This window comes from Pseudomonas paracarnis, assembly GCF_904063055.1.
Classification (GTDB): domain Bacteria; phylum Pseudomonadota; class Gammaproteobacteria; order Pseudomonadales; family Pseudomonadaceae; genus Aquipseudomonas; species Aquipseudomonas paracarnis.
Genome location: NZ_CAJFCN010000002.1, coordinates 348,333 through 368,974 on the forward strand (window position 1 = coordinate 348,333; position 20,642 = coordinate 368,974).

At 60.0% G+C, this 20,642-nt stretch carries 18 protein-coding genes; 7 read left to right on the forward strand and 11 right to left on the reverse strand.

Annotated elements, in window-relative coordinates; translation table 11 throughout:
* Positions 1 to 93 precede the first annotated feature (93 nt).
* Positions 94 to 501 carry a flagellar basal body-associated protein FliL gene (locus JMV15_RS06240; RefSeq protein ID WP_014720413.1) on the reverse strand — a complete coding sequence of 136 codons (408 nt, stop codon included), beginning with the start codon at positions 499 to 501 and terminating at the stop codon, positions 94 to 96.
* Between the two features lie 150 nt (positions 502 to 651).
* Between JMV15_RS06240 and JMV15_RS06245 the strand changes: the two genes are divergently transcribed.
* Positions 652 to 1,629: an NADPH:quinone oxidoreductase family protein gene (locus tag JMV15_RS06245; RefSeq protein ID WP_019817790.1), complete on the forward strand. Its 978-nt coding sequence runs from the start codon at positions 652 to 654 to the stop codon at positions 1,627 to 1,629.
* A gap of 291 nt (positions 1,630 to 1,920) precedes the next feature.
* On the forward strand, positions 1,921 to 3,258 hold the full coding sequence (glpT, locus tag JMV15_RS06250; RefSeq protein WP_014720415.1) for a glycerol-3-phosphate transporter: 1,338 nt from the start codon (positions 1,921 to 1,923) through the stop codon (positions 3,256 to 3,258).
* Here the strand turns inward: glpT and JMV15_RS06255 are convergent.
* Both JMV15_RS06255 and JMV15_RS06260 read right to left on the reverse strand, forming a co-directional pair.
* On the reverse strand, positions 3,255 to 3,908 hold the full coding sequence (locus JMV15_RS06255; RefSeq protein WP_014720416.1) for a gamma-glutamylcyclotransferase: 654 nt from the start codon (positions 3,906 to 3,908) through the stop codon (positions 3,255 to 3,257). The two genes, glpT and JMV15_RS06255, sit on opposite strands and share 4 nt — an antisense overlap.
* 27 nt (positions 3,909 to 3,935) lie before the next feature.
* Positions 3,936 to 6,323: a TonB-dependent receptor plug domain-containing protein gene (locus JMV15_RS06260; RefSeq protein ID WP_038451941.1), complete on the reverse strand. Its 2,388-nt coding sequence runs from the start codon at positions 6,321 to 6,323 to the stop codon at positions 3,936 to 3,938.
* A gap of 327 nt (positions 6,324 to 6,650) precedes the next feature.
* On the opposite strand from JMV15_RS06260, the gene JMV15_RS06265 reads away from it, so the two are divergent.
* Entirely contained in the window at positions 6,651 to 7,133 is a 483-nt protein-coding gene (locus JMV15_RS06265) for a serine/threonine-protein phosphatase 2A activator family protein (protein ID WP_014720418.1), read from the forward strand.
* Between the two features lie 121 nt (positions 7,134 to 7,254).
* Here the strand turns inward: JMV15_RS06265 and JMV15_RS06270 are convergent, their stop codons facing one another.
* From JMV15_RS06270 to JMV15_RS06295, 6 genes are all read right to left on the reverse strand, one after another.
* Positions 7,255 to 8,223, reverse strand: a complete 969-nt coding sequence (locus tag JMV15_RS06270; protein WP_014720419.1) for a CDP-6-deoxy-delta-3,4-glucoseen reductase — start codon at positions 8,221 to 8,223, stop codon at positions 7,255 to 7,257.
* Positions 8,223 to 9,689 carry a 4-hydroxy-3-polyprenylbenzoate decarboxylase gene (gene ubiD, locus JMV15_RS06275; protein ID WP_003195329.1) on the reverse strand — a complete coding sequence of 489 codons (1,467 nt, stop codon included), beginning with the start codon at positions 9,687 to 9,689 and terminating at the stop codon, positions 8,223 to 8,225. Before ubiD ends, JMV15_RS06270 begins: the two co-directional genes overlap by 1 nt.
* A gap of 59 nt (positions 9,690 to 9,748) precedes the next feature.
* The gene (locus tag JMV15_RS06280) at positions 9,749 to 11,731 is read right to left on the reverse strand and encodes an acyltransferase family protein (RefSeq protein ID WP_038451943.1); all 1,983 of its coding nucleotides are present in this window, start codon (positions 11,729 to 11,731) and stop codon (positions 9,749 to 9,751) included.
* A 156-nt stretch (positions 11,732 to 11,887) separates the two neighbouring features.
* The gene (gene rho / locus JMV15_RS06285) at positions 11,888 to 13,147 is read right to left on the reverse strand and encodes a transcription termination factor Rho (protein WP_003176825.1); all 1,260 of its coding nucleotides are present in this window, start codon (positions 13,145 to 13,147) and stop codon (positions 11,888 to 11,890) included.
* Positions 13,148 to 13,381: 234 nt separating this feature from the next.
* The gene (gene trxA / locus JMV15_RS06290; protein WP_014720421.1) at positions 13,382 to 13,711 is read right to left on the reverse strand and encodes a thioredoxin TrxA; all 330 of its coding nucleotides are present in this window, start codon (positions 13,709 to 13,711) and stop codon (positions 13,382 to 13,384) included.
* Between the two features lie 120 nt (positions 13,712 to 13,831).
* Positions 13,832 to 14,527, reverse strand: a complete 696-nt coding sequence (locus tag JMV15_RS06295) for a FadR/GntR family transcriptional regulator (RefSeq protein ID WP_014720422.1) — start codon at positions 14,525 to 14,527, stop codon at positions 13,832 to 13,834.
* Positions 14,528 to 14,783: 256 nt separating this feature from the next.
* On the opposite strand from JMV15_RS06295, the gene JMV15_RS06300 reads away from it, so the two are divergent.
* From JMV15_RS06300 to JMV15_RS06315, 4 genes are read left to right on the forward strand one after another with little or no spacing between them, the layout of a single operon-like run.
* A complete protein-coding gene (locus JMV15_RS06300; RefSeq protein ID WP_014720423.1) occupies positions 14,784 to 15,569 on the forward strand; it encodes a transporter substrate-binding domain-containing protein in 786 nt (261 codons plus the stop codon).
* A 14-nt stretch (positions 15,570 to 15,583) separates the two neighbouring features.
* Positions 15,584 to 16,252, forward strand: coding sequence for an amino acid ABC transporter permease (locus JMV15_RS06305; RefSeq protein ID WP_014720424.1), 669 nt, complete (start codon positions 15,584 to 15,586; stop codon positions 16,250 to 16,252).
* Positions 16,249 to 16,899: an amino acid ABC transporter permease gene (locus JMV15_RS06310; protein ID WP_020301810.1), complete on the forward strand. Its 651-nt coding sequence runs from the start codon at positions 16,249 to 16,251 to the stop codon at positions 16,897 to 16,899. The genes JMV15_RS06305 and JMV15_RS06310 overlap by 4 nt, the downstream gene beginning before the upstream one ends.
* The gene (locus tag JMV15_RS06315; RefSeq protein ID WP_032902243.1) at positions 16,886 to 17,623 is read left to right on the forward strand and encodes an amino acid ABC transporter ATP-binding protein; all 738 of its coding nucleotides are present in this window, start codon (positions 16,886 to 16,888) and stop codon (positions 17,621 to 17,623) included. Before JMV15_RS06310 ends, JMV15_RS06315 begins: the two co-directional genes overlap by 14 nt.
* Here JMV15_RS06315 and JMV15_RS06320 read toward each other — a convergent pair.
* Positions 17,595 to 18,104, reverse strand: a complete 510-nt coding sequence (locus JMV15_RS06320; RefSeq protein ID WP_050587221.1) for a DUF1120 domain-containing protein — start codon at positions 18,102 to 18,104, stop codon at positions 17,595 to 17,597. The two genes, JMV15_RS06315 and JMV15_RS06320, sit on opposite strands and share 29 nt — an antisense overlap.
* A 31-nt stretch (positions 18,105 to 18,135) precedes the next feature.
* Positions 18,136 to 20,637 (reverse strand): fimbria/pilus outer membrane usher protein, encoded by a 2,502-nt coding sequence (locus tag JMV15_RS06325; protein ID WP_172832659.1) that lies wholly within the window; start codon positions 20,635 to 20,637, stop codon positions 18,136 to 18,138.
* Positions 20,638 to 20,642 lie beyond the last annotated feature (5 nt).

Sequence of the window (20,642 nt, forward strand, 5' to 3'; positions counted from 1 at the left end):
CCTGTCAGGGCCTCTTCGCGGGCAAGCCCGCTCCCACACTGGAAATGCGAACCCCTCTGGGAGCGGGCTTGCCCGCGATAGTCGCGCAGCGACTTACTGGATGATGAGGTTGTTGAACAGCAGGTCTTCTACCACTGGCTTGCCGGTTTCATCATTCATCACCTGCTGCGTTTGCTTCAACGCTTCCTGACGCAGCTTTTCCTTGCCTTCCACACTGCTCATGGTCTCGTTGGTCTGCTGGGTAAACAGCGCCACCAGTTGGTTGCGAATCAACGGGTCGTTGGCCTTGACCAACTTCGCCGCCTCATCACCGGTCACGCGCAGTGCAATGTCGGCCTTGTAGACCTTGAGCTTGGCGGTGCCATCCAGGCCGTAATTGCCCACGAACGGCGGGCTCAGGCTGATATAGCTGACCTTCGGCGCCTCGCCCTCTTTGGCCTCTTCGGCCTGGGCTGCCATCGGCAAGGTCAGGGCCAGCATCAACAGGATCCACGCTTTCACAGTTCATTCCTCGAATTCGGTTGCCGGGTAGCATAACGCTAGCAAGGCTGAGCACAAGCTTATGGGGGCTTATCAGGCGCGGGCATGCTCGTTGACCCACGGGCGTACCCTCCTACACTTATCGGCCACGACGCCAAAAGGAATAGTCCGATGAAAGCTGTGCTGTGCAAAGCCTTCGGCCCCGCCGAAACCCTGGTGCTGGAAGAGATCGCCAGCCCCGCGATCAAGAAGAACGAAATCCTGTTGGACGTGCACGCGGCCGGGGTGAATTTCCCGGACACGCTGATCATCGAAGGCAAATACCAGTTCAAGCCGCCCTTTCCGTTCTCACCCGGTGGTGAAGCGGCAGGCGTGGTCAGTGAAGTGGGTGAGAAAGTCAGCCATCTGAAAGTCGGTGACCGTGTGATGGCGCTGACCGGCTGGGGCAGCTTTGCCGAGCAGGTCGCGGTGCCCGGCTATAACGTGCTGCCGATCCCGCCGAGCATGGATTTCAACACCGCCGCCGCCTTCAGCATGACCTACGGCACCTCCATGCATGCGCTGAAACAACGCGCCAACCTGCAACCTGGCGAGACCCTGCTGGTGCTTGGCGCGTCCGGCGGCGTGGGCCTGGCCGCCGTGGAGATCGGCAAGGCCATGGGCGCCCGGGTGATTGCCGCCGCCAGCAGCGCCGACAAGCTCGCAGTGGCCAAGGCGGCCGGCGCCGATGAGCTGATCAACTACAGCGAAGCCAGCCTCAAGGATGAGGTCAAGCGCCTGACCGATGGCAATGGCGCTGACGTGATTTACGACCCGGTGGGGGGTGACCTGTTTGACCAGGCCATTCGTTCGATCGCCTGGAATGGGCGCCTGTTGGTGGTGGGTTTCGCCAGCGGGCGTATTCCTGAACTGCCGGTGAACCTGGCGTTGCTCAAGGGCGCAGCGGTGGTCGGGGTGTTCTGGGGTTCGTTTGCCCAGCGCCAACCGCAGGACAATGCAGCGAATTTCCAGCAGCTGTTCACCTGGTATGGCGAGGGCAAGCTCAAGCCGTTGGTGTCGCAGGTGTATCCGCTGGAACAGGCCGCCCAGGCGATCAATGATCTGGGACAGCGCAAGGCGGTGGGTAAAATAGTTGTCCAAACCCGATAACACACCTGAAATGCAATCCATGTGGGAGCTGGCTTGCCTGCGATAGCGGTGGGTCAGCTGCTACAGATGAAGCTGACCCACCGCTATCGCAGGCAAGCCAGCTCCCACAGTAGTTACTTCGCGGTCTTAGGACCTAACCACGACCATCACTTATCTATAGGCGACATGTTCGTAAAAGAACATGCAATTGCTCTCGTTTCCTGTGTTTGCGGATAAGAGGCGATGCTATTTTCGGTAACGAAACTGTAACATTCGCATCCGCAGTCAAAACAAGAAATTTGGAGCTCTTGAATGTTTGCTTTCTTTCGTCCTGCCGCACACCAGGCGCCCCTGCCTGAAGAAAAAATAGACAGTACCTACCGACGGCTGCGCTGGCAGATCTTCGCGGGTATTTTCTTTGGTTACGCCGGCTACTACCTGCTGCGTAAAAACTTCTCCCTGGCCATGCCCTACCTGATCGACGAGGGTTACACCCGCGGTGAACTGGGCCTGGCGATGTCGGCGATCGCGATTGCCTACGGCTTGTCCAAGTTCCTGATGGGCCTGGTGTCCGACCGCTCCAACCCACGTTACTTCCTGCCCTTCGGCCTGCTGGTTTCGGCGGGGGTGATGTTCATTTTCGGTTTCGCGCCTTGGGCAACCTCCAGCGTGACCATGATGTTCATTTTGCTGTTCATCAACGGCTGGGCCCAGGGCATGGGCTGGCCGCCAAGTGGGCGGACCATGGTGCACTGGTGGTCGCAGAAAGAACGCGGCGGCGTGGTGTCCGTGTGGAACGTGGCGCATAACGTCGGGGGTGGCTTGATCGGCCCGCTGTTCCTGCTCGGCATGGCGTGGTTCAACGACTGGCATGCGGCGTTCTACGTGCCGGCCACCGTGGCCCTGGCGGTGGCGGCGTTTGCCTTCATCACCATGCGCGACACCCCGCAATCGGTGGGCCTGCCGCCTATCGAGCAGTACAAGAACGACTATCCGGAAGGTTACGACGCCAGCCACGAAGACGAATTCAGCGCCAAGGAAATCTTCGTCAAGTACGTGCTGCGCAACAAAATGCTCTGGTACATCGCCTTCGCCAACGTGTTCGTCTATCTGTTGCGTTACGGCGTACTGGACTGGGCGCCGACCTACTTGAAAGAAGCCAAGCACTTCACGGTCGATAAGTCGTCCTGGGCGTACTTCTTCTACGAGTGGGCAGGTATCCCGGGTACGCTGCTATGCGGCTGGATGTCGGACAAGATCTTCCGTGGCAACCGCGGCCTGACCGGCATCGTGTTCATGGCCCTGGTGACAGTGGCAACCCTGGTTTACTGGCTCAACCCGCCGGGCAACCCGATGATCGACATGATTGCGCTGTTCTCCATCGGCTTCCTGATCTACGGCCCGGTGATGCTGATCGGCCTGCAGGCACTGGAACTGGCTCCGAAGAAGGCCGCCGGTACCGCAGCGGGCTTCACCGGCTTGTTCGGTTACCTGGGCGGTTCGGTAGCGGCAAGTGCCGCCATGGGCTATACGGTTGACCATTTCGGCTGGGACGGCGGCTTTGTACTGCTGATCAGCGCCTGCGTACTGGCGATCGCGTTCCTGATCCCTACGCTGTGGCACACCAACAGTGTCAGCTCGGCGCGTTAACCGCCCAGGCAATCCTTGGCACAACGCTTGAGCCGCGCCTCCAGGTTTTTATCTGGCATGGCGTGGCTACGCAGGGCGTTCACGGTCTGCTCGACATAATCGCGAGTCGTACCGTAACGCCCGCAAGCGCTTTGCAGTACATGATTAAGCACGATATCGGGCAAGTTGCCGGCATAGCTGGGCAAATGCCGCTCCAACACAAACCCCAACGCCTGGACGGTGCTGCCATCTTCCAATCGGCAACTGAGCCAGTGCGGCCGGTACGAGGGGTAAGGCATCTCACGCTGCCACAGGGCGTAAAGCGAGGCCTCCAACTGGTCCTCCGGCAAGCGGTAGGCAAACCCGCTGCAGGAACCACCGCGATCCAACCCAAACACCAGCCCCGGCAGCTCCGGCGTACCGCGATGCTCGTGTGACCACAAATACAAGCCACGGTGATAACCGTGAACCCGTGCACGCACCCGCTCGGTCGACGAGCATTCAGGGCGCCAGATCAGCGAACCATACGCAAACAGCCACACCGGCCCACCCTTGTGCCGAGCCATGGTGGCTTGCATCGAGCTCATCAATTGTTCGTGAGTGAGTTGCGGCCCCAGATCGAGCCGCGGAGGGTAAGCCAATTGCAGAAGATCGGTTTCAATGGCGGTCATGGCGAAAAGCGGTGCGCCTCCTGTGTGTTACCAGTTGTAAGCGACTTTACCGTAATAGAACGCGCCGCTGTAACCGTACGGCGAAAAAGTGCTGTAGGCGAGGTTGCCGCCGCTGCTGGCGAAGGCGTTAACCTTCTCCGGGTACTTATCGGTGACGTTGTCGCCACCCAGGGTGAAGGTCCAGTTCTTCAACTTGTAATCCGCTGACAGGTCCAGCACCCAGGCGGCCTTGAAGGTCTGATCGTTGACCTTGTCCGTCTGATAACTGGTGAACTCACCATAGCGCACCAGGTTAGTGTGCAGCGCCCAATTACCGAAGGTGAAGTCATTGCCCAGGCTCAGCTTGTGCTGGGGCGTGGTATCGCCCAGCAAACCGATACGCTCGCGGCGGTCCACCCGCACCAGGTTGGCCCCCAGGCTGTCGAGAATCGCGGGGTTGGCTTTCACGTCGGTGACTTTGGTGTGGTTGTAGTTGTAGCCCACGGTACTGTTCCAGCGAATGCCGTTATCGAGCTGGTAGCGATAGTTGGCTACCAGATCGACGCCATCGGTGCTGGTGTCCGTGGCGTTGGTAAAGTAACGGGCCGTGGTGTAGTTGATATTGCCGACGCCATTGGCTTGCAGGTAGGCCACCGTGGCCGGGTTGAGATTGAGGTTGGACGACAGACTGATGCGGTCGCGGATGTCGATGCGGTACACATCGAGCGTGACGGTCAGGTCATCGGCCGGCTCGAGCACCAGGCCGAGGCTGTAGTTGCGCGACTTTTCGGCCTTGAGGTCCTCGGCACCCAGCAGGCGCGCGACCTGACTGTTGGCCGGGAAGGTGCCGGCTTCCTGGATGGTGCTACCGATCAACTGCGATGAGGTGTAGGCAAAATTCTGCTGGGCAAGGGACGGCGCACGGAAACCGTTGGAGATGCTGCCGCGCACGGCCACCTGGGGGGTGAAGTCGTAGCGGGCCGACAGCGAGCCGCTGACGTTGGAACCAAAGTCACTGTAATCCTCATGGCGCACGGCAGCCGAGGCGCTGAGCTTTTCGGTGAAGTTGGTTTCCAGGTCCAGATACTGCGCCCAGTTATGCCGCGTGCTGGTACCGGCATCGGCATCGCGGAAACCACCCAGGCCGGAGCTGCCGGTCTGGTAATAGGACGCGGGCTCGCCCGCCTCGATTTCATAGCCCTGATGCAGGTACTCACCGCCGAACGCCACAGAGACCGGATACGGCAGAAAGCCCACATCGAATTCACGGGACAGGTCCAGGCTGACTTGCTTCTGATCGTTGCTCAGTGTGCCGTTATTGAATTTACGCGGCGTCGCGAGGCCCAGTGAGGTGTTGATGGTTTCAGTCCCCAATTCGTACTGGTTCTTGCCGTAGTTGGCCGACAAGTCGTAATGCCAGTCGTAGGCCAGCAGGCCGCGCAAGCCCACTACCAGCGAGGTGTCTTCCAGGTTGCCTTTGATCAGTGGCAGGTAGCCGTTGGGGTTGAGCGCCTTGATGTTGTTGGACGCGTTGCTTGCCCGGTAGAAGGCTGCCGTTTCACCGCGCCGCTTGCTGTAGCCACCGAAGGTGTAGAACTCGGCGGCATCGTTGAAGGCATACTCCGAGTTGAACTGGAATTTGCCTTCATTGGTGGCCGGCTCACCTTGGCGGAACACACGCTGGCCGTAAGTAGTAGAGCCGATGCTGCCGGGGCGGTAGTCGTTGCCGGCGCGGTTGGTGTAATCGTTGTCGGCGCCTTCGGCAGACAGGTTGATAAAGCCATTGCCGCCCAATGCCAGGCCCGTATTACCGCTGACATTACGCTGGATGCCGTCACCCTTTTTGTACTCGCCAAACTTGCTGGAAACCGAGCCGCCATGGTCGGCGTGCTTGAGGATCACGTTGATCACCCCGGCGATCGCATCGGAGCCGTAACGGGCAGAAGCGCCGTCGCGCAGCACCTCGATATGGTCCACCGCCGACAGCGGGATGGCATTCAAGTCTGCCGGAGCCGAACCGCGCCCAACCGCACCGCCCAGATTGACAAAGGCACTGGTATGGCGACGCTTGCCGTTGACCAGTACCAATACCTGGTCCGGCGACAAGCCGCGCAACTGCGCCGGACGCACGAGTTCGGCGCCGTCCACCAGGCTTGGTCGGGGGAAGTTGATCGACGGAATCAGGCGCGCTAATACGGCACCCAGCTCATCGGAGCCGGTGCTGCGCAGGGTTTCACCGGAGATTACGTCGATTGGCGACAGCGATGCACTGGCGGTGCGCTCTTGGGCGCGGGTGCCGGTGACGATCACGGTGTCGAGTTTAGGTGCATCAACCGCAGAAGTTTCGTCTGCCAGAACTGGATTGAATCCCACAACGGTCAGCAAATTTGCCGACAAAATCGCCGTGTATAGCGCGTGTTTCCTGTCGCTGCCCATACCGCTCCCCTTTGAATCAAAAATAGAACTGCAATGCGCGAAGTTCGTACGATCGATCCGGCTGGCGGGCGGTGGCGGTCAGTATCTGGTTATGGTCGGTGAAGTCGGTAGTCCGTTGCGATATAGCTTAAAGATATTCATCAACCAGAATAAATACCTTAAAAGAATAAGCGAAAGCATAAGCACACTCGCCCATTCGTCAGGATCCACGCGGCTAATCCCGGTACTTTCAGCCCCGGTTCAGCCTGGGCGGGTGCCAAGCCGTCAAACTGACGCGCCTATAACGACCCACTTAGCCGCTCATCAAATCGACTACCGAGGTCGCCCATGAAAAAATTCCGATTGCCTGGCCTGCTATTGCTTGCCCAGGCCACCACAGCACTGGCTAGCGAAACGCCAACGGTCACTGACGACAAAGGCTTCTGGTACGCCCAGACCAGCATCTACACCCGGCACTTTGCACCCGACCCGCAACACAACAACAAACAGGACTTGATCGGCCTGGAGCGCAATGAGGCGTCGGGCCTGGTGTATGGCGGGGTGACCTTTCGCAACTCGTTCCGCCAACGCTCGTACTACGCCTATGCGGGCAAGCGCTATGACATGGCCGACTATCCGGTGTATGCGAAGTTGACCGGCGGGCTGATCCAGGGCTATCGCGGCGAGTATCGCGACAAGATCCCATTGAATCGTTTTGGCGTAGCGCCAGTGATCATTCCATCGGTGGGAACGCATTACGGGCCGGTGGCGGCGGAGCTGGTGCTGCTCGGGTTCAACGCAGCAATGGTGACGACTGGCGTGCGCTTCTGACACAGCACGGTCCTGGGTGGGAGCTGGCTTGCCTGCGATAGCGGTGTGCCAGGCGGCAAATGAGGCGCTGACCCACCGCTATCGCAGGCAAGCCAGCTCCCACATTTTGCAGCGCAAGGTCTTAGGGCCGTGGGGCATAGGCGAAGACATCGGCGCGCATCCGGTGCGCATCCATGCCGGCGTTGACCAGTGCGTCCAAGGTGCCGTAGATCATCGCCGGCGAACCGCTGGCGTAGACGTGCACGCTATTGAGGTCGGCAATGTCTTCGCACACCACCTCATGCAGCAAACCGCAGCGCCCTTCCCAGCCACACAGGTCGCTGACCACTTTGTGCAGGAACAGATTGGGCAATTGCAGCCACTGATCCCAGTGCTCGATCTGGTAGAAATCTTCCGGGCGCCGTACGCCCCAATACAGGTGCACCGGGTGCTTGAAGCCCGAAGCGCGGCAGTGCTCGATCAGGCTGTGCATCTGCGCCATACCGGTACCGGCGGCCATCAGCACCAGCGGCCCGTCCGGCAACTCGGCCAGGTGGGTGTCACCGAACGGCAGTTCCACACGAGCCATCTGGTTGCGCTGCAATTGTTCGATCAGGTTGCGCGCACTGTCTTCGCGCACCAGCACATGCAGCTCCAACTCACGCCCGGCATGGGGCGCAGAAGCCAGAGAAAACGCCGACTTTTCGCCGTTCTCCCGTTCGAGCATCAAGTATTGCCCGGCGTGGTAACGCACCGCCTTACCGGCCGGGGCGCGCAGGCGCACACGCCAGACATCGCCGCCGACTTCCACGCACTCGATCAATTGGCATGACAATTTGCGCAACGGCAACTCTCCTGGCGCCAGTACGCCATCCCACAACACAATGCAGTCTTCCAGGGGCTCGGCGATGCAGGTGTAGAACTCACCATGATCGCGCACTTCCCCGGCTTGGCGTACCCGGCCCTCCACCAGCAACGCCGCGCAGACATGGCACACGCCATTGCGACAGGCCTGAGGGCACTCATAGCCCAGGCGACGGGCGCCCTCGAGGATTCGCTCGCCAGGGGCCAGTTCCAGCACAGCACCGGAAGGTTGCAGGGTTACACGCATCAATCTATTCCCAATTCTTTCCAGATCGCATCGACCCGCGCCGTGACGGCTTCATCCTTGACGATCACCCGGCCCCACTCACGCGTGGTTTCGCCCGGCCATTTGTGCGTGGCATCCAGGCCCATCTTTGAGCCAAGGCCCGATACCGGCGACGCGAAGTCGAGGTAGTCGATAGGCGTGTTGTCGATCATCACCGTGTCGCGCTTGGGATCCATGCGCGTGGTGATGGCCCAGATCACGTCGTTCCAGTCCCGGGCATTGATGTCGTCGTCGGTGACGATAACGAACTTGGTGTACATGAACTGTCGCAAAAACGACCACACACCGAGCATTACCCGCTTGGCATGCCCCGGATACGACTTCTTCATGGTGACGATGGCCATGCGATACGAACAGCCCTCGGGCGGCAGGTAGAAGTCGGTGATCTCCGGGAATTGCTTTTGCAGGATCGGCACGAACACTTCGTTGAGCGCCACACCGAGGATGGCCGGCTCATCGGGCGGACGGCCTGTGTAGGTACTGTGGTAGATCGGCTTGACCCGATGGGTGATGCGCTCGACGGTGAACACCGGGAAGCTGTCGACTTCGTTGTAGTAACCGGTGTGGTCGCCGTACGGGCCTTCATCGGCCATTTCACCAGGGTGAATCACGCCTTCAAGGATGATTTCGGCGGTAGCCGGCACTTGCAGGTCGTTACCGCGGCACTTCACCAGCTCCGTGCGATTACCGCGCAACAAGCCGGCGAAGGCGTATTCGGAGAGGCTGTCAGGTACGGGAGTGACGGCACCGAGAATGGTCGCCGGGTCGGCACCCAGGGCCACGGACACCGGGAACGGCTTGCCGGGATGCTTCTCGCACCACTCACGAAAGTCGAGGGCGCCGCCACGGTGGCTGAGCCAGCGCATGATCACTTTGTTACGGCCAATGACTTGCTGACGGTAGATACCGAGGTTCTGGCGATCCTTGTTCGGGCCCTTGGTGACAGTCAGGCCCCAGGTGATCAACGGGCCGACGTCGCCGGGCCAGCAGGTTTGCACCGGGAGCATGGCCAGGTCGACATCATCGCCTTCAATGACCACTTCCTGGCACACCGCGTCCTTGACCACCTTGGGGGCCATGGCGATGATCTTGCGGAAGATCGGCAGTTTGGACCAGGCGTCCTTCAAGCCCTTGGGCGGCTCGGGCTCCTTGAGAAAGGCCAGCAGCTTGCCGATCTCGCGCAGTTCGCTGACAGACTCGGCGCCCATGCCAAAGGCCACGCGCTCGGGAGTACCGAACAGGTTGCCCAGCACCGGGATATCAAAGCCGGTCGGGTTTTCGAACAACAGCGCCGGGCCCTTGTTGCGCAAGGTGCGGTCGCAAATCTCAGTCATTTCCAGCACCGGAGAAATCGGCATCTGGATACGTTTCAACTCTCCGCGCTGCTCAAGTTGCTGCACGAAATCCCGAAGATCCTTGAATTTCATTAACCATGCCACCCGTAAAATAGGCGTACATCCTACCTGCTCTGAGGGCGGCTGGCAGCTTAATTGGCCGTCAATCCACGTGATTGCAACGAACTGAACAACGGTTCCAGGAAGGCTTCGATGTGTCGCGCGCCGACGTCCGAAAGATGGTTATCGTCGGTATACAACGCGCGGCCATTGAGTTCGACCCGGCACACCCCATCGGCGCCGCACAGTAATGGCGCGGGGTCCAGCACCGCGACACCGCTGTCGGCAGCCGCCAATTCATCAAACAATTGCGTGATAAAGGCCTGGCGCTTCACATGCTCGGCCACGGCGAGCCCTTCACCGTCCACGGGCCGGTTCATCATGGCCAGGCGGCTGAGACGGTAAGGCACAATGATTTCCTGCAGCGGCACTTCCTTGACCAACCAGACCTTGTGGCCGGCAGCGCGCAAGTCCCGAATGCGCTCGCGCAGGCCCTGGGCAAAGCGTTGTTCGGCGACGGCACGCACATACTGGCCGGTGCCAGGATCTTTGAGTGCATGCTCCTTGTCACCGGACATTTGCCCATACACATACAGGCTCCAGCGGGCGGCCAACACCACATCGCTGAACGTCTGCTCGGCCATGGCCTTCTCGACGCGCCGGTTGAAATGCGCGCAGCGGGCAATATTTTCCAGGCCATCGAGGGGAATACAGCCGGCAAAACTGGCTTCGACCAGGCTGATATCGTGACGATCAGCGCCCTCTTTGAGTGCCGGTATCAGCGCGGTAGCGTGACTGTCACCCCATACCAACGCCGAAACCGATTGGTCTTTCGGGCCGAAATGGCAGAACAAGCGTTCATCGGGCGTATCTTTGTCGGCCATGCACGCCAGCAGGTCAGGGCTCCACTTCTTGGCCTGGGCAAAACGCAACGCCTGTTCGGACAAGCGCGAAGGCACGCCGTCAGCTTCGCGTATCGCAAGGCCAGTGAAGCCCAGCCCCAGAATGCCGACCATGGCTGACGCCAGAATCGCCTTACGCGAAGCCAGCAAACGTTTTTCCCGGAACGGCGTTTCCACGAAGCGCCAGGACAGATAGCCCAGCACCAGCGAAAGCAGCATCAGCCCCCCCAGTTCCAGCGCGCTCAAGCCATCCACCGCGGCGTAGTTGGCGTACACGAATACCGGCCAGTGCCAGAGGTACCAGGAATAAGAGATCAGCCCGATACCCACCATGATCCGCGTGCCCAACAGGCGAGCGACCCAAGTCTGTTGCTGGCCGTTGGCCCAGATCAACCCGACCACACCCAGCACAGGCAACAACGCAGTCGCGCCTGGGAACGGCGTTTTCGCGTCGTAGCCCAGCACAGCGATGAGGATCAATGCCAGGGAAGCCAGGCTGATCCCTTGCGCCAAGGCCCGCGACGCGCGCCACTCACGCTTGGGCTGCACCGCCAGCATCGCACCGGCCAGTAGCTCCCAGGCCCGCAGATGCAACAGGAAGAAAGCTTTCTGTGGCTCATGCTGAACCGCCCAGACGCTCATGCCAAACGACGCCAGCAGCACCGCGAACAATGCCAGGCGCCAGTGCTTCAAACGGCTGGAAAGCAAGGTCAACAGCAATGGGAAGAAAATATAGAACTGCTCTTCTACTGCGAGCGACCAGGTATGCAGCAAGGGCTTGATGTCGGATGAGGCATCAAAGTAGCCATGCTGGCGCGAGAACAACAGGTTCGACGTAAAGGTCACCTGATAGTGCGCAGACCGCCCTAACTCTTCATAGTCCTTGGGCGCCAACAGAAACCAACCCACTGCCAGTGTCGCGGCGATCATCACAAACAGCGCAGGCAAGATACGCCGGGCTCTACGAGCCCAGAAGTCGATGAAGCTGAAGCGTCCAGCTTGACGCTCACGCCAGATAATTGACGTGATCAGGAAACCTGAGATGACGAAGAAGACGTCAACGCCAACAAAACCGCCAGTAATGCCAGGGACACCAAAGTGGAACAACACGACTGCAAGGACAGCGATGGCACGCAGGCCATCGATGTCTCTGCGGTAAGCAAGGGTGGTCATAAGAATGTGGTCAGTCTGCGACGAAAGGGATGAGCGAAGTCACGCGTCAATTTTTGTTACTTAACGGATACTTATGCCACAAAAATCGCAGAATCTCGACGCAAAAAAAATGGCCCCCCATTAAGGGCGCCATTTTTTTGGACCTGAAACGCTGTATTACTTGCGTTTCATCGACAGGAAGAACTCGTCGTTGGTCTTGGTGGTTTTCAGCTTGTCGATCAGAAACTCGATGGCAGCGACTTCGTCCATCGGGTGCAGCAGCTTGCGCAGGATCCACATACGCTGCAGTTCGTCGTCTGCGGTCAGCAGCTCTTCGCGGCGGGTGCCGGAGCGGTTGATGTTGATCGCAGGGAACACACGCTTTTCAGCGATGCGACGGTCCAAAGGCAGTTCCATGTTGCCGGTACCCTTGAACTCTTCGTAGATCACTTCGTCCATCTTCGAGCCGGTTTCAACCAGCGCGGTGGCGATAATGGTCAGCGAGCCGCCTTCTTCGATGTTGCGCGCAGCGCCGAAGAAACGCTTTGGTTTTTCCAGGGCGTGGGCATCGACACCACCGGTCAGCACCTTGCCGGAGCTCGGGATCACGGTGTTATAGGCGCGGGCCAGACGGGTGATGGAGTCGAGCAGGATCACCACGTCTTTCTTGTGTTCGACCAGGCGCTTGGCCTTCTCGATCACCATTTCGGCAACCTGCACGTGGCGGGTTGGCGGCTCATCGAACGTCGAGGCAACCACTTCGCCGCGCACGGTGCGCTGCATCTCGGTCACTTCTTCCGGACGCTCATCGATCAACAGTACGATCAGGTGAACTTCAGGGTTGTTACGTGCGATGTTCGCTGCAATGTTCTGCAGCATGATCGTTTTACCGGCTTTCGGCGGTGCGACGATCAGGCCACGCTGGCCTTTGCCGATTGGAGCGCAGAGGTCAATCACACGACCGGTCAAGTCTTCGGTGGAGCCGTTACCGGCTTCCATCTTCATGCGCACGGTCGGGAACAGCGGCGTCAGGTTCTCGAAGAGAATCTTGTTTTTCGCGTTCTCGGGGCGATCGAAGTTGATCGTGTCGACCTTGAGCAGGGCGAAGTAACGCTCGCCTTCCTTCGGAGGACGGATCTTGCCAACGATGGTGTCACCGGTGCGCAAGTTGAAGCGACGGATCTGGCTCGGCGAGACGTAGATATCATCTGGGCCGGCGAGATAGGACGCATCTGCAGAGCGGAGGAAGCCGAAGCCGTCCTGGAGAATCTCCAGCACGCCATCACCGGAGATTTCCTCGCCGCTTTTCGCGTGCTTCTTGAGCAGGGAGAAAATCACGTCCTGCTTGCGCGAACGGGCCATATTTTCTATGCCCATTTCTTCGGCCAGTTGGAGCAGGTCGGTAATCGGCTTTTGCTTGAGTTCAGTCAGATTCATATAGGAATGACGTAATCATTTATGGAGGGGGGAAATTAAGCTTTTGGCTTAATGAGGCCGCGCCGCAGAGAAGGCGACAGGATCGCGTACTAATCGAAAAGGAATGCGTCGGCGACGGCTTGCAGGGGGCAGTGGAGAAACCACTGCGGGGCCGAATGTACCACCTGGATTTCGGAGCGTCTAGCCCTGTTTTACGAAAAAGCCCCGCAATTTGCGGGGCTTTTTTGACGACGCTTAGAGGCTCGCGTCGAGGAAAGCTTGCAACTGGGACTTCGACAGAGCACCCACTTTAGTCGCTTCGACATTGCCGTTCTTGAACAGCATCAGGGTCGGGATACCACGCACGCCATGCTTGGCCGGGGTGTCCTGGTTCTCGTCGATGTTCAGCTTGGCAATGGTCAGCTTGCCTGCGTAGGTGGTTGCAATGTCGTCCAGGACCGGAGCGATCATTTTGCAAGGGCCGCACCATTCAGCCCAGTAGTCAACCAGCACCGGGCCGTCAGCCTTGAGGACTTCGGCTTCAAAGGTCGCGTCGGTGACGTGCTTGATAAGATCGCTGCTCATGGATGTCTCCGGATTGTAAGCAAAAAAAACGTTGCCCATCATAGCCGCCCTTCCCCTGTTCAGGAAGCCGCGTCTGATTGAGTCTTGCTATGAGGTTGAATGAGCGTGGGTATGACTCTGTCACGGCGTGGCGGGCGTCATGAACGCAATGCCCGTGCGCAACGCTGCATTACGTATATGTTCCTGCATGGTTTTCTGCGCCGCCGTACTGTTGCGGCGGGCCAGGGCGCGCAGGATTCTGCGATGTTCCTGCCAGGTTTCCATGGCCCGTTCCGGCCGGATGAACGGTAGCTTCTGACTTTCCAGAAACACCTCGGCGCTGGCGCTCAGGATGCTCACCATGGCCTGGTTACCGCTGGCCAGCAGAATACGCTGATGAAATTCGAAGTCCAGGCGGGCGGCCGCTTCGAAGTCGCCCGCCTTGAGCACTTTGCGCATGGCTTGGACGTTGTCTTGCAGGCTGTCCAGTGCATCGAGGGTCAGTGTCACTGCTGCCAACCCCGCCGCAAACCCCTCCAAGGCGTAGCGCAGCTGGAAGATATCCGGCGGCGTGGCCTGCGCCGCGAAGGGCCAGGCGAACCCCGGTGCCTCTTGCACGTCCTGCACGAACACGCCCTTGCCCGGCTGCACGTTGACCACGCCCAAAGCGCTGAGGGACGACAGCGCCTCACGCAACGACGCCCGGCTCACCCCCAATTGCAGGGCCAGGTCGCGCTGGGATGGCAGCGCGTCGCCCGGCCCAAAGCCTTGCTCCTTGATCAGTTTGCGGATGGCCTGCAAGGCCGCTTCCGGTACGGCTTGGGCAATGGAATTCATAAAAAGCTCAGGGTTCCCGATAGCGTGTGTGACCCGTTGTAAAACTATTCATAGCTGGCTGCAAGCCACGCCCCAAAGGCGCTCGCGGCTTTTTGCAAACGCTCGAAAAGGGTGCGGGAAATCTGACCACTGTTCAGACCAGTAAGACCACTGCACCTCAACAAACATCAGCCTTGCAGACGATCCGAACGGTGCTGGCATGGGCTGTGCACTGGGCAAACTCAGAAAATTCCTTCGCCTTTTTCGGAGAGTTGCCATGACCAAGCGCTACAGCGCCCTGCTCACTGCCCTGTTTGCCAGCCTGATGCTGAGCCAGGCACCCGCCCAGGCGAGTGGTCTGGATGACATCGTCGCCCGTGGCACCCTGAAGGTTGCCGTCCCCCAGGACTTCCCGCCGTTTGGTTCGGTCGGCCCTGACATGCAACCCCGGGGCCTGGACATCGACACCGCCAAGCTGCTGGCCGACCAACTCAAGGTCAAGCTGGAACTGACGCCGGTCAACAGCACCAACCGCATACCGTTCCTCACCACTGGCAAAGTCGACCTGGTTATTTCCAGCCTGGGCAAGAACCCCGAGCGCGCAAAGGTCATCGACTTCTCCAACGCCTACGCGCCGTTCTACCTTGCCGTGTTTGGGCCGCCTGATGCCGCCATCGCCAGCCTCGACGACCTCAAGGGCAAGACCATCAGCGTGACCCGTGGCGCCATCGAAGACATCGAGCTGACCGCGGTAGCGCCCAAGGAAGCCACGATCAAGCGTTTTGAAGACAACAACTCCACCATCGCCGCCTACCTGGCCGGCCAGGTCGACCTGATCGCCAGTGGCAACGTGGTCATGGTGGCCATCAGCGAACGCAACCCCAAGCGCGTACCGGCACTGAAGGTGAAACTCAAGGATTCGCCGGTGTACGTAGGCGTGAACAAGAACGAGCCGGCGCTGCTGGAAAAGGTCAACCAGATCCTGGTGGCAGCCAAGGCTGACGGCAGCCTTGGGAAAAACGCGATGCAGTGGCTCAAAGAACCGCTGCCTGCCGACCTCTGACGCGGAGCTCAAAGATGGCCTATCAATTCGACTTTGTGCCGGTGCTGGCCAATACCGACCTGCTCCTGCGTGGCGCGCTGTTCACCCTTGAGCTGACGGCCATTGGCGCCATCCTCGGCGTGGCCCTGGGCACTGTCGGCGCCGTGGTACGGGCGTGGAAGATCCAACCGTTTGCGTGGGTCTTTGGTGTGTATGTCGAGTTGATCCGCAACACGCCGTTCCTGGTGCAACTGTTCTTCATCTTCTTCGGCCTGCCATCCCTCGGGTTGAAAATTACCGAGTGGCAAGCCGCCGTGCTGGCGATGGTGATCAACCTGGGGGCCTACTCCACCGAGATCATCCGTGCCGGCATCCAGGCCATCCCACGGGGGCAACTGGAGGCGGCCGCGGCACTGGCAATGACGCGCTTTGAAGCGTTTCGCCATGTGGTGCTGCTGCCGGCCCTGGGCAAGGTGTGGCCCGCCCTGAGCAGCCAGATCATCATCGTGATGCTCGGTTCGGCGGTGTGTTCGCAGATTGCGACTGAAGAATTGAGCTTTGCCGCCAACTTTATCCAGTCGCGTAATTTCCGTGCCTTTGAAACCTATGCCCTGACCACCCTGGTGTACCTGTGCATGGCGCTGATGATTCGCCAATTGCTCAACTGGATCGGCCGACGGTTTGTCATGAGGAACAGCCGATGAGTGATTTTTCGTTCTGGGACATTGTGCGCAACCTGCTGACCGGCCTGCAATGGACGCTGTTGCTGTCATTGGTGGCGTTTGTGGGCGGCGGCCTGATCGGCTTATTGGTGATGACCCTGCGCATCAGCCGCAAAGCGTTCTCACGCAATATGGCCCGCACCTATATCGAACTGTTCCAGGGCACGCCACTGCTGATGCAGCTGTTCCTGGTGTTTTTCGGCGTTGCCCTGCTTGGCGTGGACATATCGCCCTGGCTGGCAGCGGCAATTGCCTTGACCCTGTTTACCAGTGCCTACCTGGCTGAAATATGGCGCGGTTGCGTCGATTCCATTGCCCACGGCCAATGGGAAGCCTCGGCCAGCCTGGCCCTCAACCCGCTTGAACAACTGCGCTATGTGATCCTGCCCCAGGCGCTGCGCATTGCTGTCGCGCCGACGGTGGGCTTTTCGGTGCAGGTGGTCAAAGGCACCGCCGTGACCTCGATCATCGGCTTCACCGAACTGACCAAGACGGGCGGCATGCTCGCCAACGCCACCTTTGAACCCTTCATGGTCTACGGCCTGGTGGCCCTCGGTTACTTTTTGCTCTGTTACCCCTTGTCCCTCAGTGCGCGCTACCTGGAAAGGAGACTGCATGCCTCTGCTTAGAATTTCTGCCCTGCATAAGTATTACGGCGATCACCACGTACTCAAGGGCATCGACTTGACGGTGGACGAAGGCCAGGTGGTCGCGATCATCGGCCGCAGCGGCTCGGGCAAGTCCACCTTGCTGCGCACCCTCAATGGCCTGGAGTCGATCAACGACGGTGTAATCGAAGTCGATGGCGAATACCTCGACGCGGCCCGCGCCGACCTGCGCAGCCTGCGGCAGAAGGTCGGCATGGTGTTCCAGCAATTCAATCTGTTCCCGCACCTGACCGTGGGCGAGAACGTGATGCTGGCGCCGCAAGTGGTGCAGAAAGTGCCCAAGGCCAAGGCCGCCCAACTGGCCAGGCAGATGCTGGACCGGGTCGGGCTGGGCGAAAAATTCGACGCCTTTCCCGATCGCCTGTCCGGCGGCCAGCAACAACGCGTCGCCATTGCCCGCGCCCTGGCCATGTCGCCCAAGGTGCTGCTGTGCGACGAGATCACTTCAGCCCTGGACCCCGAACTGGTCAATGAAGTGCTGAGCGTGGTGCGCCAACTGGCTCAGGACGGCATGACCCTGATCATGGTGACTCACGAAATGCGTTTTGCCCGTGAGGTCGGCGACAAGCTCGTGTTCATGCACCAGGGCAAGGTACATGAAACCGGTGACCCGAAGGTATTGTTCGCCAACCCGAAAACGGCCGAGCTGGCTAACTTCATTGGCTCGGTGGAACAGCCGGGCTAACCAGTTCGAAACGGCCCTGCCCTTCAAGGTGGGCCTGCGTGCGTACCATCAACGCGTCGAAGGGCAGTTCGGTGTCGATATCGACCTGGGCGGTGAGCCTGCGCCCTGTCACCGGCACACCTGAGACTCGCGCAATCAAGGCCTGGCCGGGTAACAACTGGCCGCTGGCCGACTCATCAGGTGCTTGAGCAGACGACCAGCCGACTGCTCGCCCGTCGACCTGGGCATGCTTGAGACGCAAGCGCAAACGCCCCTCACGACCAAACCGAAACCCTTGCCCATCGGCAGGCGCTGCGACAAAACGCAGGGCCATTGCCGCCGGCTCCGCGCAGAGCACGGTCATGCTGAACGTGCGGGTAGCCAGCACCACAGCGGCATTTTCAACCACTGCATCCCGGTATATCGGCCCATAGTCGATGCGCGACTGGCTCAGCGATAGCCGACAGTTTTCAGCTTGCGCATCAAGTGCTGCCAGCAACATGCATAACAGGGCCAAGGGCAGGCTTGCACGCTTAACTACCCTGGCACACAGCCGATACCGCTTCATAGAATTTGTCATTGTCAGGCTTGGCCTCGGGGTCGATGTGCAACAGGCAAGTGGAAGAGTCCGGCAATGAAACTTTCAGGCTTTGCGACTCGGAGACGTCGTTGAGGAAAATCATGCCCTCGCCCACCACACTGGTGATGAAGCGATTGCCCTTGCCCAAGACCGAGGCGCCCTGAGGCAATGGTCGGCCGTGCTGATCGTTGGCGGTTACCAGCATCCGGCGTACTTTCACCACGTCAAAATCCACGTTATTGAACGAGCCTCGGCCTGCCGCAAGGACCTGGGTGCCGTTTTTCAGGTCCACCCGTTTGGGCAAGGAAGGGGTCTGCACCTGGACGCGGCTGTTGGTGTAGGCCGGCAAGCCGGCGATTACCGCCTGGCCGCTGAAGTCGGTCCATACCGGGCCTTGTGGCGTCTCGACTTTCGCCGAGCCGATATCGCCGACCGAGACGATGCCGAACGTGTCCTGCACGCTGTAGGGCGAAAAGGTCAGCCCGCCTTCGTGAGCCACCGCACCACCCTGCCATTGGCCGGTGTAGCTGGTGCCCAGCGGGTCACGGCTAACGCCCAGGCCCACTCGCGTATAGCGTGGCAACAAGTCCACTTGCCCACGCAACGATTGCTCCCTGGCCCGCATGTCACGCTCAACTCCCACTTCGTAGTTCATATACTCGTTGACCCGCTCGCTCAGTGCAGTGCCCGCGGTAAATTGCTCCCCACGGCGGCTGGTGTAGCTGCTCACACGGCGATCGCCGCCCAGCGGCACGCTGACCTGCAACCGCAGGGACACATCGTTATCCACGGCACGATCACGCCGGCTGCCTGTATAGGTGGCGTCACGGCCAGCCCGTGAACCCCCTACCTGTGAATCAGCGATCAGCGCCACATCGGCATGGCCAAACGACTTGTTCCATGAGGCAAACACATGCTCGCTGGTTTGCCCGCCAAATTGAGCGCTGCGGGTGTAATTCAAAGAAAATACGCCCAGCGTGGGGTCGGCCCAGCTCACGCCCGCGGTGTACTGGTTTTTAAAGTGGGAATCGAGATCATCGGCCCTGAGCGACTGGCCCACTTCAGTGACTTCACGGTAACCACGCGTCTGGGTAGTGGCGCTGAGGTTGACGTCGATATTGGCCCCGACCGGGCTGCTCAGTGACAGGCTGCTGCGTGAGCCGGACACGGCTTTCTGGCTGTCCCGGGACAGGTTATGGCGTGCGTTGACAGAAACCCGCTGGAAAAACACGCTGCTCAGGGTGCCCCCTGCCGCCCAATAGTCATCGGTACTCAACAAGCCAAAACCCGCAGACGAGTGGCTCCCCAGCCCCCAGGTACCACTGCCCATGGCGATCACCGGTGAAGGCCCTTCCTCACCCGCCGTTCTGCGCAACTCGCCCACCGACAAATAGTATCCAGGCGCCGCCGGGGTAGCCCCCGCGAACGATGCCGCCGGCACCACGAAACTGCGCTTGGCACCCCGCACGTCAATCACACTGACCTCAAGGTCGCTGGTGGTGTTAAGCAGGGGCAAGCCCGTCAGCCGGAACGGTCCTTCAGGCACCAACGTACTGTGGACCAACACACCGGACTGGCGTATTTCGACCCGCGATTGGCTTTGGGCCAACCCCTCGACCACTGCGTTATTGCCGCCTGCGGGTGTTCTGGCCTGCCCATCGGGGGAGAACTGCACGCCCGACAGTTGGATCCCGCCAAACAACGGGTTATTGCTGGAGATCTGGCCTGCCTGGAACGTCGACTGCAACCCGGCGATATCCCGCTGGGCATAAGCGTGCAAGTGTTCGGTACGGGTCTGGCCGTTGTCAGACACATAGAACTGGCGGCTGCGGACAATCCAGTCGTCGAGGTTGAAGCCCGCCTCTGTATAAGCCGACACGAACCGGCTGGGCCCACTGCGCAAATGGCTGTCGTAACCCAGCACGTCATAGTTGAACAACGCTGCCGCGCCACCGTGGGAAAAATTCCCGCTTTCCCACTGGGATTCGCGCAAGGCCTGTGTCGGCACCACCAGTACCACTTCGTCGTTACCGGGGCGCAGCCGCACCATCGTCGCCGGGAATGCGCCGAGAAAGTCATGGCAGGCCTGGTCGGGCCTGGCGCCGGGCTGCAGGATTGTGCCGGGTTTAACCAGCCCGGCCTTCTCAAGTAAACCTGGGGTGAAACACAACTCACCCTGCGAACCAAACCGGGCATCCACCCGCCCAAGCGGGTTGCCATTGACCCGCAACCCCACCACCTGGACACCTTCGCGAAAGCGCGCCGCACTGCGAAAGTAATCGGCAACCTTGGGGTCTATGCCGTGGGTTGTGAGGGCCGCCAGGTCAAACCCTTCCCCGAGTTCCAGCGCGGTCGCCATACCAGGCAGACTCCAGAGCGCCGCAAAGCCGATGGATAACGTGGATCGACCGGGCCAGGCAGTACCGGCAATGTCGCGCCTCGAAGGAAGCCTCATGAACC